The organism is Actinomycetospora chlora, assembly GCF_039542135.1.
In the GTDB taxonomy this organism is placed as follows: Bacteria; Actinomycetota; Actinomycetes; order Mycobacteriales; family Pseudonocardiaceae; genus Actinomycetospora; species Actinomycetospora chlora.
Genome location: NZ_BAABHO010000046.1, coordinates 14,379 through 29,858, shown reverse-complemented (window position 1 = coordinate 29,858; position 15,480 = coordinate 14,379). Strand labels below are relative to the sequence as shown.

Annotated in this window: 13 protein-coding genes; 9 read left to right on the top strand and 4 right to left on the bottom strand. The window is 75.6% G+C overall.

Annotation, left to right across the window (positions count from 1 at the left end):
• Positions 1-10 precede the first annotated feature (10 nt).
• Entirely contained in the window at positions 11-895 is an 885-nt protein-coding gene (locus ABD994_RS23510) for an SDR family oxidoreductase (RefSeq protein WP_345421061.1), read from the bottom strand.
• 78 nt (positions 896-973) lie between these two features.
• On the opposite strand from ABD994_RS23510, the gene ABD994_RS23505 reads away from it, so the two are divergent.
• The 4 genes from ABD994_RS23505 (at position 974) to ABD994_RS23490 (ending at position 5,097) form a co-directional block, all read left to right on the top strand.
• The gene (locus ABD994_RS23505; protein WP_345421058.1) at positions 974-2,161 is read left to right on the top strand and encodes an MFS transporter; all 1,188 of its coding nucleotides are present in this window, start codon (positions 974-976) and stop codon (positions 2,159-2,161) included.
• Positions 2,162-2,222: 61 nt separating this feature from the next.
• Complete coding sequence (locus ABD994_RS23500) at positions 2,223-2,981, top strand: SDR family NAD(P)-dependent oxidoreductase (RefSeq protein ID WP_345421055.1); 759 nt, start codon at positions 2,223-2,225, stop codon at positions 2,979-2,981.
• Complete coding sequence (locus ABD994_RS23495; protein WP_345421052.1) at positions 2,978-3,754, top strand: crotonase/enoyl-CoA hydratase family protein; 777 nt, start codon at positions 2,978-2,980, stop codon at positions 3,752-3,754. Before ABD994_RS23500 ends, ABD994_RS23495 begins: the two co-directional genes overlap by 4 nt.
• Before the next feature lie 224 nt (positions 3,755-3,978).
• Positions 3,979-5,097 (top strand): hypothetical protein, encoded by a 1,119-nt coding sequence (locus ABD994_RS23490; protein ID WP_345421049.1) that lies wholly within the window; start codon positions 3,979-3,981, stop codon positions 5,095-5,097.
• Between the two features lie 4 nt (positions 5,098-5,101).
• On the opposite strand, the gene ABD994_RS23485 is transcribed toward ABD994_RS23490, so the two are convergent.
• Genes ABD994_RS23485 through ABD994_RS23475 form a run of 3 tightly spaced genes read right to left on the bottom strand, consistent with a single transcriptional unit; the run spans position 5,102 to position 7,126 of the window.
• Complete coding sequence (locus ABD994_RS23485) at positions 5,102-5,623, bottom strand: VOC family protein (RefSeq protein WP_425550114.1); 522 nt, start codon at positions 5,621-5,623, stop codon at positions 5,102-5,104.
• 18 nt (positions 5,624-5,641) lie between these two features.
• The gene (locus ABD994_RS23480; RefSeq protein ID WP_345421045.1) at positions 5,642-6,757 is read right to left on the bottom strand and encodes an adenylate/guanylate cyclase domain-containing protein; all 1,116 of its coding nucleotides are present in this window, start codon (positions 6,755-6,757) and stop codon (positions 5,642-5,644) included.
• A gap of 9 nt (positions 6,758-6,766) precedes the next feature.
• Positions 6,767-7,126 carry an ArsR/SmtB family transcription factor gene (locus tag ABD994_RS23475; RefSeq protein WP_345421042.1) on the bottom strand — a complete coding sequence of 120 codons (360 nt, stop codon included), beginning with the start codon at positions 7,124-7,126 and terminating at the stop codon, positions 6,767-6,769.
• 89 nt (positions 7,127-7,215) lie between these two features.
• Between ABD994_RS23475 and ABD994_RS23470 the strand changes: the two genes are divergently transcribed.
• From ABD994_RS23470 to ABD994_RS23450, 5 genes are all read left to right on the top strand, one after another.
• A complete protein-coding gene (locus ABD994_RS23470; RefSeq protein ID WP_345421039.1) occupies positions 7,216-8,115 on the top strand; it encodes a nicotianamine synthase family protein in 900 nt (299 codons plus the stop codon).
• Positions 8,116-8,129: 14 nt separating this feature from the next.
• Positions 8,130-8,681: a peptidase associated/transthyretin-like domain-containing protein gene (locus tag ABD994_RS23465; RefSeq protein WP_345421036.1), complete on the top strand. Its 552-nt coding sequence runs from the start codon at positions 8,130-8,132 to the stop codon at positions 8,679-8,681.
• Positions 8,678-9,310, top strand: coding sequence for a ferric reductase-like transmembrane domain-containing protein (locus tag ABD994_RS23460; protein WP_345421034.1), 633 nt, complete (start codon positions 8,678-8,680; stop codon positions 9,308-9,310). The genes ABD994_RS23465 and ABD994_RS23460 overlap by 4 nt, the downstream gene beginning before the upstream one ends.
• A gap of 11 nt (positions 9,311-9,321) precedes the next feature.
• Positions 9,322-9,528: a hypothetical protein gene (locus ABD994_RS23455; protein ID WP_345421031.1), complete on the top strand. Its 207-nt coding sequence runs from the start codon at positions 9,322-9,324 to the stop codon at positions 9,526-9,528.
• 184 nt (positions 9,529-9,712) lie between these two features.
• Positions 9,713-15,427 (top strand): ATP-binding protein, encoded by a 5,715-nt coding sequence (locus tag ABD994_RS23450; protein ID WP_345421028.1) that lies wholly within the window; start codon positions 9,713-9,715, stop codon positions 15,425-15,427.
• The last annotated feature ends 53 nt before the right edge of the window (positions 15,428-15,480 follow it).

Below are 15,480 nucleotides of genomic sequence, written 5' to 3'. Positions count from 1 at the left end.
GGGGGTTGTTCTACAGGCGTGCGGCCCGGATCGCGTCGACGAGCGGTGTGGGCGCGCGGCCGAGGAGGTTCTCCAGCGCCGGGCTGTCGGTCTCGAGCTCCCCGCGGGCGGTGGAGGCCTCCAGCGCGGCGACGAACCCGGCGGTGTCCTCGTCCATCCCGGCGGCGCGCAGGGCGTCGGTGTAGTCGCCCGGCGAGAGGTCGCGGTAGGTGACCTCGGTACCGGTGACGTCGGTGATCGCCGCGGCCAGGTCGCCCATGGTGAAGGCCGGGCCGCCGAGCTCCCAGTAGCCCTGCTGGTCGGTGATGTCGCCGGACAGCAGCGAGACCGCGGCCTCGGCGTAGTCGGCGCGGGTGGCCGCGGAGACGCGGCCGTCGCCGGCGGCGCCGACGATCTCGCCGCGCGCGAGGTACTCGTCGAGGCGCCCGGTGTAGTTCTCGACGTACCAGCCGTTGCGGGCCACCGCGAACGGCAGCCCCGAGCCCTGCAGCACGTCCTCGGTGGCGACGTGCTCGGGCGCGAGGACGTTCTCGGTCTCGTCGGCGTGGAGGATGCTGGTGTAGACGACGTGGCCGACGTCGGCGGCGTCGGCCGCGCGGATGACGTTGGTGTGCTGCTCGACGCGGCGGCCGGGCGTCGGGCTCGACACCAGCAGCAGCCGCTCGATCCCCTCGAGGGCCGGGCCGAGGGTGTCGGGACGGTCGTAGTCGGCCCCGCGGACGCCGACGCCGAGCTCGGCGAGGTCGCCGGCCTTGTCGGGGTCGCGCACCAGGGCGATCACGTTGCGGGCCGGGACGCCGCGGCGCAGCAGGGCGTCGACAGCGAGGCGGCCCAGGTGACCGGTGGCGCCGGTGATCGCGTACGTGGCGGTGGGCAGGACGGGCGGCTCGGTCATGGTGGGGAGTGTGCCCACGGGCCCCGACGTCCAGACGTGCCCGCGGCGAACGTCGGTGGGCGGGCACGATGGACGGCGATGGGCGACGGGACCGGCGGTGGCCTCGCCACGTACCGGGCGGTGCTGCGCCTGCCCGGGCTGGCGCCGCTGGTGGCGATCGGGTTCGCCGCGCGGCTGCCCGTCACCGCGGTCGGGGTGTTCCTCACGCTGCACGTCGCGGTGGGGATGGACCGGGGGTTCGCGGCGGCGGGCCTGGTCGGGGGCGCGGTCACCGCCGGCGTGGCCGTCGGGGCGCCCCTGCTGGGGAGGCTGATCGACCGCCACGGGCTGCGCCCGGTCCTCGCGCTGTGCGGGGTCGTGCAGGCGCTCTTCTGGTCGGTGGTGCCGCTGCTCGGCGCGACGGCGCTCGTGCCGGCCGCCCTCGTCGCCGGGCTGCTCATGCCGCCGGCGTTCTCGGTCGTGCGCCAGTCACTGGCGGCGTCGGTGCCGGTGGAGCACCAGCGGCCCGCGTTCGCGCTCGACGCCATGTCGGTGGAGGTCACCTACGCGGTCGGCCCGGCGCTCGGGACGCTGGTGGCGCTCACCCTGCCCGGCGCCGGGCCCTGGGTCGTCGGCGCGGCGTTCGTGCTGGCGGTGGCGGCGCTGATCCGGCTCGACCCGCCCGTGCGCCCGCCCGGCGTCGCGCACGGCGAGCGCCCGCCGCCGCTCCGCTCCTGGCTGCGGAGCCCGATGCTCGTGGCGCTCGCGTCGACCGCCGCGGCCATCCTCGTGCTCACGGCGACCGAGCTGGCGGTGGTCGCCGTGCTCACCGCCCGCGACGAGACCGCCTGGTTCGCGCTCGCCAACACGGTCTGGTGCGCGGCGTCGCTGCTCGGCGGCTGGATCTACGGGGCCGCGCGCCGGACGCCGCCGACGGCCGTGCTGCTCGCCCTGCTCGCCGCCGGGTCGCTCCCGGTGGCGCTCGGCGGGCCGTGGTGGGCGGTGACGCTGCTGCTCGTGCCCGCCGGCGCCTTCTGCGCGCCCGCCCTCGCTTCGGCCGCCGAGACCGTCGGGCGGCTCGCCCCCGACGCCGCCCGCGGCGTCGCGACCGGCCTGCACAGCTCCGCGCTCATGGTCGGCGCGACGATCGCGTCGCCGCTGGCCGGCGTGCTCATCGAGACGGTCGCGCCGTGGGCGGCGGTCGTCGGGGCGTCGCTGCCGGCGCTGGCGGTGGCGGGCGCCGCGGCCGCGGTGGGCGCCACCCGCGCCGGCAGCCGGACCCGGTGACACGGTCAGTCCTGACTGGTTACGGTGCCCGGGAGTCCCCGTCGACAGGAGGAACCCGATCATGGATCTGCAGGGCGTCTCGGCCCTCGTCACCGGCGGCGCGTCCGGCCTCGGCCTGGCCACCGCGCAGGCGATCACCGCCGCGGGCGGCCGGGTGGTCGTCGCCGACCTCCCGTCCTCGAAGGGCAAGGAGGTGGCCGCCGACCTCGGCGGCGAGTTCGTCGAGGCCGACGTCACCGACGCCGAGGCCCTGGGGCGTGCCGTCGCCGCCGCCGAGGCCGCCGGGCCGTTCCGCGCGCTCGTGCACTGCGCCGGCATCGGGAGCCTCACCCGCGTCGTCGAGAAGAACGGCGAGCCCGGCGACATGGACGCGTTCGAACGCGTCGTGCGCGTCAACCTCTTCGGGTCGTTCAACGCCCTGCGCCTCGGCGGCGCGGCGATCGCCCGCACCGAGCCGGTGAACGGCGAGCGCGGCGCGATGATCATGACGGCGTCGGTGGCCGCGTTCGAGGGCCAGATCGGGCAGATGGCCTACTCGGCGTCGAAGGGCGGCGTCGTGTCGATGACGCTGTGTGCCGCACGCGACCTCGCCTCGAAGCTGATCCGCGTCAACACGATCGCGCCCGGGCTGTTCGACACCCCGCTGTTCGCGACGCTGTCCGAGGACGTCCGCAAGGCGCTCGGCGACTCCGTGCCCAACCCCCGGCGTCTCGGCGACCCGGCCGAGTACGGGCAGATGGCCGTGGCGATGCTGCAGAACCCGATGCTCAACGGCGAGACGATCCGTCTCGACGGCGCGATCCGGATGGCGCCCCGATGAGTGCACCGGAGGAGACCGTGCTCCGCGCCGAGCGCGAGGGCACGACGCTGGTCATCACGATCGACCGGCCGAAGGCGCGGAACTCGGTCAACCTGGCGGTGGCCGAGGGCATCGCCGCGGCGCTCGAGGAGCTCGACGGCGACGACGACCTCGTCACCGGCATCCTCACCGGCGCCGGCGGGTTCTTCAGCGCGGGCATGGACCTCAAGGCGTTCCTGCGCGGCGAGCGCCCGCATGTCGGCGACCGGGGGTTCGCGGGCATCACCCAGCGCCCGCCGTCCAAGCCGATCATCGCGGCCGTCGAGGGGCCCGCCCTGGCCGGCGGCTGCGAGCTCGTACTGTCGTGCGACCTCGTCGTGGCGTCGGAGGAGGCGAGCTTCGGCATCCCCGAGGTCAAGCGCGGCCTCGCGGCCGCGGCGGGCGGGCTGATGCGCCTGCCGACGCGGATCCCGCGCACGGTCGCGATGGAGCTCGCGCTCACCGGCGACCCGATGTCGGCGGCGGACGCCCACCGCTGGGGGCTGGTGAACCACCTGACGGCGCCGGGCGGCGCGCTCGACGGCGCCCGCGAGCTCGCCGGCCGGATCGGGGCCAACGGCCCCCTGGCGGTGCGGGCGAGCAAGCAGGTGATCGTCTCCTCTCCCGACTGGTCGTCGGACGAGGCGTGGCGGCGCCAGGGCGAGATCCTCGGCCCGGTGCTCTCGAGCGACGACGCCCGCGAGGGCGCCGCGGCCTTCGCCGAGAAGCGCGCCCCGGTCTGGAAGGGCCGCTGACCGACCGCACCTCCGGTGCGAGCAACGCGGCATTGCTCGCATCCAGGGCCAGGATCGCCACATCCTCGCCGTGCGACACGCCGGTGCCCGTTCGTCCCTGTGGCCCAGTGGTGTCCTTCCCGTCCGCGCAGGGCACCTGGTCTCCTACGATCCGCATCGACGCTCGACCACCCCGGGCGCCGTCCGCCGCGTGATCGAGGACCCGCCAGCACCGGAGATCAGGTATGGACCTCCACCACTCCGTCGTCGAGCTCGAGGTGCTGCTCGCGCGGATCGCGCGGGGCGAGCTCGATCCCGGCTGGTCCGGCACGGGTGGATGGGACGCGCGGCGCCAGCAGCTGCTCGTCGACACGGTCGTGCGGAGCTGGCCGATCCCGCCGGTCGTCGTCGCCGGCGACGACGACGGCGAGGTCGTCCTCGATGGCCGCGAGCGGCTGCTCGCGCTGTGGCGGTTCACCCGCGACGAGCTGCCGTTCGCAGGCCGCCCGACGCCGGGCGGCGAGTACCTCGAGCAGCTCGACGGGATGCGCCACGCCCAGCTCCCCGAGCGGTTCCGGGCGCGGCTGCGCCGCTACGGCGTCCCCGTCGTCCGCGTCCCGGCCGCCGACGACGCCGAGGTACGGGAGCTGATGTCGCGCTGGGGCGCGTCGCGACCGGCCACGCCCTCGGCACCGGCCGACCCGGTCGTCAGCGACACCCCGGCCGTCCCCGACACCCCGGCCGTCCCCGACACCCCGGCCGTCCCCGACACCCCGGTCGTCCCCGAGAGCCCGTCCCCGCCCGAGACTCCGCGCCCGACACCGCGTCCCGCGGTGGTCGTCCCGCCACCGCCCTCGACCTCCGAGACGCCGGTGGCGGCGCCGGCGCGACCGTCGTTCGACCAGCCGACGATCCCCGAGCAGCCGGTCCCGGCCCGCGCCCCGCAGGACGCGCCGCTGTTCACGTCACGGGTCGACGGCGACGACCGCGAGCGCCGCGCCGGCGCCCACCGTCGCGCCGCGGACTCAGAGCCGATCTTCGACGAGCTGTCCGCCTGGTTCCTCGACGTCGCCGCCCCCGGCCGCACGGGCCCCGAGCCGGCCTGGACGTCCGAGGCCGACCCGGTCTACGACGCCGCCCGCAGCGCGCTCCACGCGCCGACGCCGGACCTGACGGCCGCCGGACTGCCCATGCGCCAGCCGGCGCAACGGCTCGCCCCCGGCACGATCCGCCCGACGGTGCGCCGCGCGCCGCCGCGCCCGGCCGACCCCCGGGCCGTCGGCGACCACCTCTCGCGCCTGCGCGACGGTACCGCCGCCGCGCGCGAGGACATCTCGGGCGGCACGACGGCGTCGGGGTACTGATCCCCTAGATCGTGTCCTCGCCGTACATCTCGCCGAGCGGGTCCATGATGAACTCGATGCGGGCGCCGTCGGGGTCGTGCGTGTAGATCGAGACGTCCGACTCGACCATGTAGTCGATGCCCCGCTCGTCGAGGCGGCGCTTGATCCCGTACCACTGGCTGCCGGGAACCGAGATCGCCACGTGGTGCAGGCCGCCCAGCACCTCGGCGTACGGACCCGGGTCGACGCCGGGCAGGTCGAAGAACGCCAGGCAGTTGCCGTTCCCGACGTCGAAGAAGAAGTGCGTCGAGCCCGCGAGGTCGCGGTTCTCGAACAGCACGGTGACCGGGAAGCCCGCCACGTTCTGGTACCACTCCACGGTGGTGCGCACGTCGCGGCAGACGAGCGCGGTGTGGTGGATGCCCTTGCCCGTCGAGGGCGGGCGGTTCTCGTGCGAGAACAGGAACTCCTCGCGGATGCGGTCGCGGGCGGTGGTCAGCCGCTGCCGCTCCTCCTCGCTGATCAACGACGACTTGTCGGCGCTCACACCGCGCACCGTAGCCCCTCAGGACAGGTCGTGGACGGCCAGCGAGCCGGCGTCCCGCTCGGCCTTCCCGCCCGCCGTGCCGCCGTCGCGGCCGAGCTCGGCGAGCATCCGGTAGGTCATGCTGCGCGGGCGCAGGCCCAGCGCGGCCGCGGCGGCCTCGTCGAGGCGCTCCACGAGGGTCTTGCTGACGAGCCGCTGCCCGCCGGTGGCCACCTGCTCGATCCGCGCGCACTCGTTGACCTCGTCGCCGAGCGCGGTGACCTCGAGCCGCCCGCCGGTGACGACCTGCCCGATGAACAGGTCCGCCCCCCAGTGCGCGCCGACGTTGAGGCGGCAGTCGTCGCCGGAGAGCTCGACGCCGGTCTCGACGAGGTCGGCGACGACCTCGTCGACCGCTCCGGGCAGCTCCTGCACGAGACGGACCGCGGCGGTGGCGGCCGCGGCGTCGCCGCCCGGCTCGTCGCGCAGGAAGTAGGCGCTCGCCCCGTCGCCGGCGTGCTTGCCGACGATGCCGCCGTGCCGGGCGACGAGCGCGTCGAACGCCGTGGTGATCCCGCGGATCAGCTCGAAGTAGACGGCCGTGGGCAGCCGCCGCGACAGCGGGCCCGACCCGTCGATGTCGGCGAAGACGATCGCCGCCGGCCGCTGCGCGGGGACCGCCAGGTCGGCCATGCGCGTGAACATGGCCTCGTCGCCCTCGCTGACCATCGCCAGCACGCGCGCCGGCAGCAGCGGGGTGTAGATCAGTGCGGCGCCCAGTGCCGCGCCGTCGGCGTCCCGCAGGGTCACGCCCAGCAACCCCACGGTGCGCTCGCGCTCCCCCAGCTGCAGGTCCAGCGCCAGCACCCACAGGGGGGCGTGGGTGCCCGCCGGGTCGTCGAGGCGGGGGTGCAGGTCGTGGCGCAGGGTCTCGACGGCGCCGGGGGTGAGCAGCGCGCGCCAGACCTCGCGCTCGAGCACCTCGTCGACGTGGTGGCCGATGCCCAGGTCGGTGTCCTCGTCGGCGCCGGCCATCATGACCATCTGCTCGGACACCCAGGCCAGCCGGCCCTCGGCGTCGACGATCTGGGCCGCGGCACGGCCCCCGGACAGCGCCGCCACCACGTCGCCCAGCGGGCCGTCCGGTCGGTCCACGCGCGCAGGCTACGGGGCGCCCCCGGACGGGTGCGCGGTCATCGCCCGACGGTGGGCCGCGTCGTGGACGAGCACGTCGAGCAGCTCGGCGATGTGGTGGTCGCGCGCCCGGGACAGGACGTGACGTCCCGCACGTCGCTGGGTGACGAGCCCCGCGAGGCGGAGCTTCGTGAGGTGCTGCGAGATCGCCGGTCGCGTCGCCCCGAGCCGGTCGGCGATCGTGGAGACGTCGAGCTCTCCGCCGCAGAGCAGCCACAGCATCCGCAACCGCGTGGGGTCGGCGAGCATCCGCAGGCCCTCCACGGCGAGGTCGACGTGCTCGGGCGCCGGGAGGTCCGCGAACCGGCCGGATTTCTCGGTTGCGTACACGTTGACGTATCGTGCCAGGCGGAGAGATCGTGTTCCATGGGCGACCGGACGACGACGACGACGCCCGCCCCGGTGGAGGTCCGCAGGCGATGAACACCCACAGCCGCACCGGCCGCGCCCGCGCCGAGCGGGCCCTGGACCTCGCGCCGCGCCTGCGGGTGCACGGCTGCGGGCACGAGCGCAGCCCGCAGGACCAGCTGCTCGCCGAGATCCTCGCGCTGCACGACGCCCTCGTCGCGGCGCCCGACCTCGAGCCCGGGCCCGTCACCGACGCGGTGTTCACCCGCCTCGTCGGCCTGGCCGTCGCCCCGCACCCGACGCCCGTCGTCGACGCCGTGCTGGCCGACCCGCGCCTGCGCGACCGCCTGCCCGACCTGCGAGCCCGGTGCGCCGCCGGCGAGTACGCGCTCGAGCGCGCGTGGGCCCGCCGCGTGCTCGCCGCGACCGACCCGGCCGCGGAGCTCGAGCACTTCCCCTACCTGCAGAACTACCGCGACCTGACCCGCATCGAGTACCACGCCGTCGCCGGCCACGCCCCCGACGTCCCGCGCCGCGCGCTGTTCGTCGGCTCCGGCCCGCTGCCGCTCTCGGCGCTGCTGCTGGCCCGCCACGGCGTGCGGGTGGACGCCGTGGACGTCGACCCCGACGCGGTCGCGCTCGGCGGCGCCGTGGCCCGCGTGCTCGGCGACGACGTCACGGTCACCCGCGACGACGTCCTCGCGCTCGGCGACCTCGGCGCCTACGACCTGGTCTGCGTCGCGGCGCTCGTCGGCCTCGCGCCCGACGACAAGGCCGCCGCCCTGGCCCACGTCCGCGCCCGCATGAGGCCCGGGGCCACCGTGCTGGCCCGCAGCGCGCACTCCCTGCGCGGCCTGCTCTATCCCGTCCTGGACGCCGGCACCGACCTCGGCGGCCTCGAGCCCGTCGCCGTCCTGCACCCGCACACCGACGTCGTCAACTCGGTGGTGCTCGCCCGCGTGCCGGCCTGAGGCAGGCTGGGCGGGTGTCCCCCACCCGCACCCGCCCCCACCCGGCCGCGGTGGTCGCCGTGGCGGTGCTCGTCATGGTGATCGCCGCGCTGCTGTGGCGCTCGGACCTGTCGGGCACCGGGGCGCGGAACGTGGGCGGTACCGGGTCGCCCGTCGCCATCGCGAACGGCACCAGCTGCCCGCCGACGATCACCAACCCGGGCGGGCGCAACAACTACCGCGCCGGCGCCCCGCTCGACGCGCCGATGGGCACGGGCTTCGTGGTCACCGGCGTCGTGCGCGACACCGCGTGCCGGCCGCTGCCCGGTGTGCGGGTGCAGGTCTGGCTGCAGACCGCGACGGCCGGCGAGCGCGACCACCGCACGTCGGTGCTCACCGGCCCGGACGGGCGCTACCGCGTCGACAGCGACCCCATGGTCGCGCAGTTCGGGGAGCCCAACGTGCACGTCGCCCACGACGGCGCCGTCGGTGGTGCGGAGGACGGCTGGCGGTCGGTCTGGCAGCGCCACGTCCTCGACGACGGCGACACGTCGGCCACCGTGGACCTCGTGCTGGTGCCGGCGTGACCCGCGCCGCCGTCGCGGTCGGCGTGGTGGGCGCCGCCCTGCTCGTCACCGTCGCGCTGACCGGCCCGCACCTGCGCGGCGCCCCGGTCCTGCTCGTGGTCTCGACGCTCGCGGCCTGCCTCGCCGTGGGCGCCCTCGCCGTGCAGCCCTGGCTCACCCGCCGGCGGGTCCCGGCACACGTGCGGGTCGGCGGCGTCGTCGCCGCGCTCGTGGGGGTGCACCTGGTCGCCCTGCTCGTCGAGGACCCCGACGACGCCCTCTACTCGATGTCGCCCGACGGGCCGACGCGGGCGCGGATGGCGCTGATCGCGACGGTCCTGCTCGTCGTCGTGACGCTGCTGGGGGTGTTGCGGCGGCGCCTGCGCTGGTCGCCGGCCACGTGGCGGTTCGTGCACGGCAGCCTCGCCGTGCTCGTCGTCGTCCTCGGTGTGGGGCACGCGCTGCTCATCGAGGGCGCGCTCGAGGGGTGGGGCACGGTCGTGCTCGTGGCGCTGGGCGTGGTCGGGGCGGTGGGGGCGCTGGTCCGGCTCGTCGTGGTCCTGCGCGGTCCCGGACGACCCCACCCAGCGGGTGATCCCACCCCGCCCGATCGTGGGCGCGTCCGGCCCGGCGGCGACGCGCGCGGCTAGCGTCGGCGGGGATGGAGCCGACACCGATCTTCGCCGACCTCTCCGGGCGCGAACCCCGTCCGGACGGCGGTGCGAGCGGCGGGGCGAGCGCCCACCGCGAGGGCCGGTCGGTCACGGATCTGCTGCGCGCGCTGCGCACCGAGACGGCGTCCCCGCCCGGTCCCCCGGCCGTCGGCGGCCGGCGTGTGGGCCACGTGCCGCACCTGCTCAGCTTCTGACCCGCCGGTAGCTTCCGGCGGTCCCGCCGGGACCTCGCGGACGCCCGGGGACGCATCGTCCGAGGTCGGGACGGACGCGACGGTTCCGGGCGCGGCGACGCGGGGTCACGGCCGTTGCGCCCGACGGCGGAGAGCGGGTCGTGAGGGCTCCGCGTGACCCGGTGTCGCGGTTAGGGTCCCGACCGTGAGCGTGCCGCCTCGTCCGTTCCAGCGCCTCGCCGTGGTCAACCGCGGCGAGCCCGCGATGCGACTGATCAACGCCGTCTGCGAGTGGAACGCCGAGCACGACGGGGCGCTGCCGCGGATCCGCACGATCGCCGTGCACACCGCGGTCGACCGCCACGCGATGGCGGTCCGCGAGGCCGACGAGGCCGTGCTCATCGGCCCGGACGACCCCGACGACATGGGCCCGGTGCCCTACCTCGACCTCGCCGAGCTCGAGCGCGCCCTCGTCGCGACGCGCGCCGACGCCGTGTGGCCGGGCTGGGGCTTCGTCTCCGAGCGGGCCGAGTTCGCCGCGCTGTGCGAGCGGCTGGGGATCACGTTCGTCGGGCCCGGCTCGGAGACGATGCAGCGGCTCGGCGACAAGATCGAGTCGAAGCGCATCGCCGAGGGCGTCGGCGTGCCGATGGCGCCGTGGAGCGGCGGCCCGGTGGCCGACGTCGACGCCGCCCGGCAGGCGGCCGAGAAGATCGGCTTCCCGCTGATGGTCAAGGCGACCGCCGGCGGCGGCGGGCGCGGCATCCGGTTCGTCGCCCGCGCCGAGGACCTCGACGACGCCTTCACCCGCGCGTCGGCCGAGGGCGAGCGCACGGCCGGCGACGGCACCGTCTTCCTCGAGGGCGCCGTGCGCGGCGGGCGCCACGTCGAGGTACAGGTGGTGGCCGACGCGGCCGGCGGCGTGGTCACCCTGGGCGTGCGCGACTGCAGCGTGCAGCGCCGCAACCAGAAGGTCATCGAGGAGTCCGCGTCCACCGCGCTGACCGCCGAGCAGGACCGGCTGCTGCGGCAGAGCGCCGCCGACCTCGCCCGGGCCGCGGGCTACGTCAACGCCGGCACCGTCGAGTTCCTCTACGACCCGGCCAACGAGGTCCTCTCGTTCATGGAGGTCAACACCCGGCTGCAGGTGGAGCACCCGGTGACCGAGGCCGTCACCGGCGTCGACGTCGTCAAGCTGCAGCTGCACGTGGCGATGGGCGGTTCCCTGGCCGACGTGCTGGGTGATGTCGACCCGATCCACCCGCCCGCGTCCGGCCACGCCATCGAGGCGCGGCTGACCGCCGAGGACCCCGAGCACGGCTTCGCGCCCGCCCCGGGCGCGATCCGCCACCTCGTGCTGCCCGCCGGCCCGGGCATCCGCGTCGACACCGGCGTCGCGACCGGCGACGTCATCCCGCCGCAGTACGACTCGATGATCGCCAAGGTGATCGCCTGGGGCCGCACCCGCGACGAGGCCCGCGCCCGGCTGCGGCGTGCGATCCGCCAGACCGCCGTGGTGGTCGAGGGCGGCACGACCAACAAGGCGTTCCTGCTCGACCTGCTCGCGCGGCCCGAGGTCGCCGAGGGCACCGCCGACACCTCCTGGCTCGACACGATGATGGCCGAGGGCTACACCCCGCCGCGCCGGGTCGACGTCGCGCTGCTCGCGGCCGCGGTCGAGGCCCACGAGGCGCACGAGTTCCGCCAGGAGGGGCGCCTGTTCCTCTCCGCCGAGCGCGGGCGTCCCGAGGTCGGCCACGAGGTGTGGCACCAGGTCGACGTCCGCGTCGTCGGCGAGTCCTACCGGCTGCGCGTCGCCCGCACCCGCCCGTCGCACTACCGCGTGGTGCTCGACGGGGACTCCGTGGACGGCGTCGACGTCGTCGTGGAGCGCTCCGGGCGCTTCGAGCGCCGCCTCACCGTGGGCGGGCGGACGTTCGGCGTGCTGTCGGTGTCGCAGGGCCCGGACTACCTCGTCGAGGTCGACGGCGCCGTGCACCGCATCGCCGGTGGCGAGGCCGGGCTCGTGCGCGCCCCGGCCCCGGCGATGGTCGTGTCGGTGCCGGTGAGCGAGGGCGACCTGGTCAGCGAGGGCGACACCGTCGCCGTCGTCGAGAGCATGAAGCTCGAGACGGCGCTGCGCGCGCCGGTCACCGGGCGGGTCGCCGAGGTGCTCGTCGACGCCAACACCCAGGTCGAGGGCGGCACGCGGCTCGTTCGCCTCGAGCCCGAGGCCGACGACGCCGGTGCCCCCGCGGGCGACGACCGGGCGAGCTTCGCCGACCTGGCCACTCCCCCGCCGGACGCGCCCACGCCCGACGCCCGCTCCCGGGCCCGCGACGCGCTGGCCGCCCTGCGCGCGCTGGTGCTGGGCTACGACGTCGACGAGCGCGAGACGCGGCCCCTGCTCGAGACGCTCGACCGGGCCCGCGAGGAGCTCCCGGCCGGCGACCCCGACGTGCTGGCCGGCGAGATCGACATCCTGCGGATCGTCGCCGACCTCTCCGCCCTGACCCGCAACCGCCGTCTCGAGGGCGGCCCGGGCGAGCTCGACGACACTGCCGTGGACGAGGAGTCCTCCCGCAACCCGCAGGAGTACCTCTACGCCTACCTGCGCTCGCGCGACCCCGACGCCGAGGTGCTGCCCGAGTCGTTCCGGCTCAAGCTGCGCCGGGCGCTGGAGCACTACGGCGTCACCGACCTCACCGCGGCGCCCGAGCAGCTCGGTCCCGCCCTCTACCGGGTGTTCCTGGCCCACCGCCGTGCGAGCGCCCACCAGCCGGTCGTGATGGCGCTGCTGCGGGCCCGCCTGCGGCGCCCGGACTCGGTGACCGCGGAGGGCACCGAGCAGGGAGAGGCCTACCGCGCCGTGCTCGACCACCTCGTCGCCGCCACCCAGGTGCGGCACCCGCAGATCGGCGACCTCGCCCGCCAGGTGCGGTTCCGCTGCTTCGACGCGCCGCTCATCGAGGCCGAGCGGGAGCGGACCCAGGAACGGGTCCGCGCCGAGCTCGACGCCCTGTCCGACGACCCGGCCACGCGGCGCGCGCAGATCGACGAGATCGTCGCGTCCGGCGAGCCCATCCTCGGCCTGTTCTCCGAGCGCCACCACGCGGTGATGCTCGAGGTGATGACCCGGCGCTACTACGGGCTCATCCGCGACCTCGGCGAGCTGCGCGTCGACGAGCACGACGGCCGCCCGCTGCTCACCGCCCGCTACACCCACGACGGGCACTCCTACGTCCTCGTCGCCACCGTCGCGACGGTCGACCAGCCCGACGGCGCCACGGCCCCGACCACGGTCTCCACCGACCTGCACCGGCTCATCGACGCCCTGCCGGACGGCGACACGGTGATCGTCGACCTGTACGTGACCTCGCCCCGCGGCCCCGAGTCCCCCGACGGGCCGGACGAGAGAGCGGCGCGCATCCGCGACTCCATCGGCACGGTCCCCGACGCCGTCGGGCGCGTGACCGTCGGCATCCGCGGCGAGGTCCACGACGGCGACCACGGCGGCGGCGCGACCAGCTGGTTCACCTTCCGCCCCGCCGAGGACCACCGGCCCGAGGAAGATCGCACCCTGCGCGGGCTGCACCCCATGGTCGCCGAGCGGCTGGGGCTCTGGCGGCTGCGCGACTTCGAGCTCACCCGGCTGCCGTCGGCCACCGACGTCCACCTGTTCGACGCGCGCGGCCGCAACGTCCCCGAGGACCGGCGGCTCATCGTCACCGGCGACGTCCGCGACCTCACGGTCCTGCGCGACGACGACGGCGCCATCCGCGCGCTGCCGCAGGTGGAGGCCGTGCTCGACGCGGCGCTGGACAGCCTGCGCTCGGCCCGCGCGGCCGACGCCGACCTCGCGGCGCTGCGCTGGAACCGCGTGCTGCTCTACGTGTGGCCCATGGTCGAGGTGCCACTCGCCGAGCTCGACGGCATCGTGCGGACCCTGGCCCCGCGCACCGAGTCGCTGGGCATCGAGCAGGTCATGGTCCGGTTCCGGACGCCGGACCAGTCCGGCGGCACGCAGGAGCTGGTGCTGCGCATGTCCCGCCCGCCGGGTGCGGGGCTCACGCTGCGCGTCACCGAGCCGCCGAGCCACCCCATGGGCGAGCTCGACGCCTACACCCAGAAGGTGATCAAGGCGGCCCGGCGCGGCGCGCTGTACCCCTACGAGCTGATCCCCATGATCACCCGCAACCCGGACCCGGACGGCGAGCAGGGCACGTTCACCGAGTACGACATCGACCCCGACACCCTGGCCCCGGTGCCGGTCGACCGGCCCTACGGGCGGAACACCGCGAACTTCGTGCTCGGCATGGTCACCACCCCGACCCGCCGCCAGCCGGAAGGCATGACGCGCGTGGTGCTGCTCGGCGACCCGACGCGCGCGCTCGGGGCGATCGCGGAGCCGGAGTGCCGCCGGGTGCTCGCGGCGATCGACCTCGCGCGCGAGCACGGCGTGCCGATCGAGTGGTACGCGGTGTCGGCCGGCGCCAAGATCGCCATGGACTCCGGCACGGAGAACATGGACTGGATCTCCCGCGTGCTGCGGGCGATCATCACCTTCACCCAGGACCGCGGCGAGATCAACGTCGTCGTCACCGGCATCAACGTCGGCGCCCAGCCCTACTGGAACGCCGAGGCCACCATGCTCATGCACACCCGCGGCATCCTCGTGATGACCCCGGACTCGGCGATGGTGCTCACCGGCAAGCAGTCGCTGGACTACTCCGGCGGCGTCTCGGCGGAGGACAACTACGGCATCGGCGGCTACGACCGCATCATGGGCCCCAACGGCGAGGCGCAGTACTGGGCGCCGGACCTCTCGGGCGCGGTCGACCTGCTGCTGCAGCACTACGCGCACACCTACGTCGTGCCCGGGGAGCGGTTCCCCCGCCCGGCGGAGACGCGCGACCCGGTCGAGCGCGACGTGCGCGGCGCGCCCCACCACGGCGACGGGTTCACGGTGCTCGGCGAGATCTTCGACCCGGCCGTCAACGCCGAGCGCAAGAAGCCGTTCGACATCCGCTCGCTGATGCGCGGGGTGGCCGACGCCGACCACGCCACGCTCGAGCGCTGGGCGGACATGCAGGCCGCCGAGTCGGTGGTCGTGTTCGACGCGCACCTCGGCGGGCAGCCGGTCGAGCTCATCGGCATCGAGTCCAAGCCGCTGCCGCGCCGCGGGCCGCCCCCGGTCGACGGCCCGTCGCAGTGGACCGCCGGGACGCTGTTCCCCCGCTCGTCGAAGAAGACCGCCCGGGCCATCAACGCCGCCAGCGGCAACCGGCCCGTGGTCGTCCTGGCCAACCTGTCCGGCTTCGACGGCTCCCCGGAGTCGCTGCGCGGGATCCAGCTCGAGTACGGCGCGGAGATCGGCCGGGCGGTGGTCAACTTCGACGGCCCGATCGTCTTCTGCGTCGTCTCCCGCTACCACGGCGGCGCCTTCGTCGTGTTCTCCGGGACGCTCAACGACGAGATGGAGATCGCCGCCGTCGAGGGCTCCTACGCGTCGGTGATCGGCGGCGCCCCGGCGGCCGCGGTGGTGTTCGCCGGCGACGTCGCGAAGCGGGTCGCCGCCGACCCGCGCGTGGCCGACCTCGAGGCCCGGATCACCGAGCACCTCGAGCGCGGGGAGGACGTGACGGAGCTGCGGGCCGAGCTGGCCGAGGTCCGGCCCGTGGTGCGCTCGGAGAAGCTCGGCGAGGTCGCCGACGAGTTCGACACCCGCCACTCGATCGCCCGCGCCCAGGAGATGGGCTCGGTGCACGCGATCGTCGAGCCCGAGCGGCTGCGGCCCTACCTCGTCGAGGCGGTGCGCCGCGGGATGGACCGGACGCTCGCCCGGCTCGCCTCGGGGTCGTCGTCGGGGTCCTCGTCGGGGTCCTCGACGCCCACGGAGCGCGAGGTCTCGCAGACCTGACCGTCGGCGTCGCGGGGGCCGGGCAGGTCGAGGTCGAGCTGCTCGTCCCCCGC

Coding starts and splice junctions, on each gene's coding strand:
- ABD994_RS23470 (WP_345421039.1), top strand. CDS start 7,216: ATGAACACCCACAGCCGCACCGGCCGCGCCCGCGCCGAGCGGGCCCTG.
- ABD994_RS23490 (WP_345421049.1), top strand. CDS start 3,979: ATGGACCTCCACCACTCCGTCGTCGAGCTCGAGGTGCTGCTCGCGCGG.
- ABD994_RS23500 (WP_345421055.1), top strand. CDS start 2,223: ATGGATCTGCAGGGCGTCTCGGCCCTCGTCACCGGCGGCGCGTCCGGC.
- ABD994_RS23510 (WP_345421061.1), bottom strand. CDS start 895: ATGACCGAGCCGCCCGTCCTGCCCACCGCCACGTACGCGATCACCGGC.
- ABD994_RS23495 (WP_345421052.1), top strand. CDS start 2,978: ATGAGTGCACCGGAGGAGACCGTGCTCCGCGCCGAGCGCGAGGGCACG.
- ABD994_RS23455 (WP_345421031.1), top strand. CDS start 9,322: ATGGAGCCGACACCGATCTTCGCCGACCTCTCCGGGCGCGAACCCCGT.
- ABD994_RS23505 (WP_345421058.1), top strand. CDS start 974: ATGGGCGACGGGACCGGCGGTGGCCTCGCCACGTACCGGGCGGTGCTG.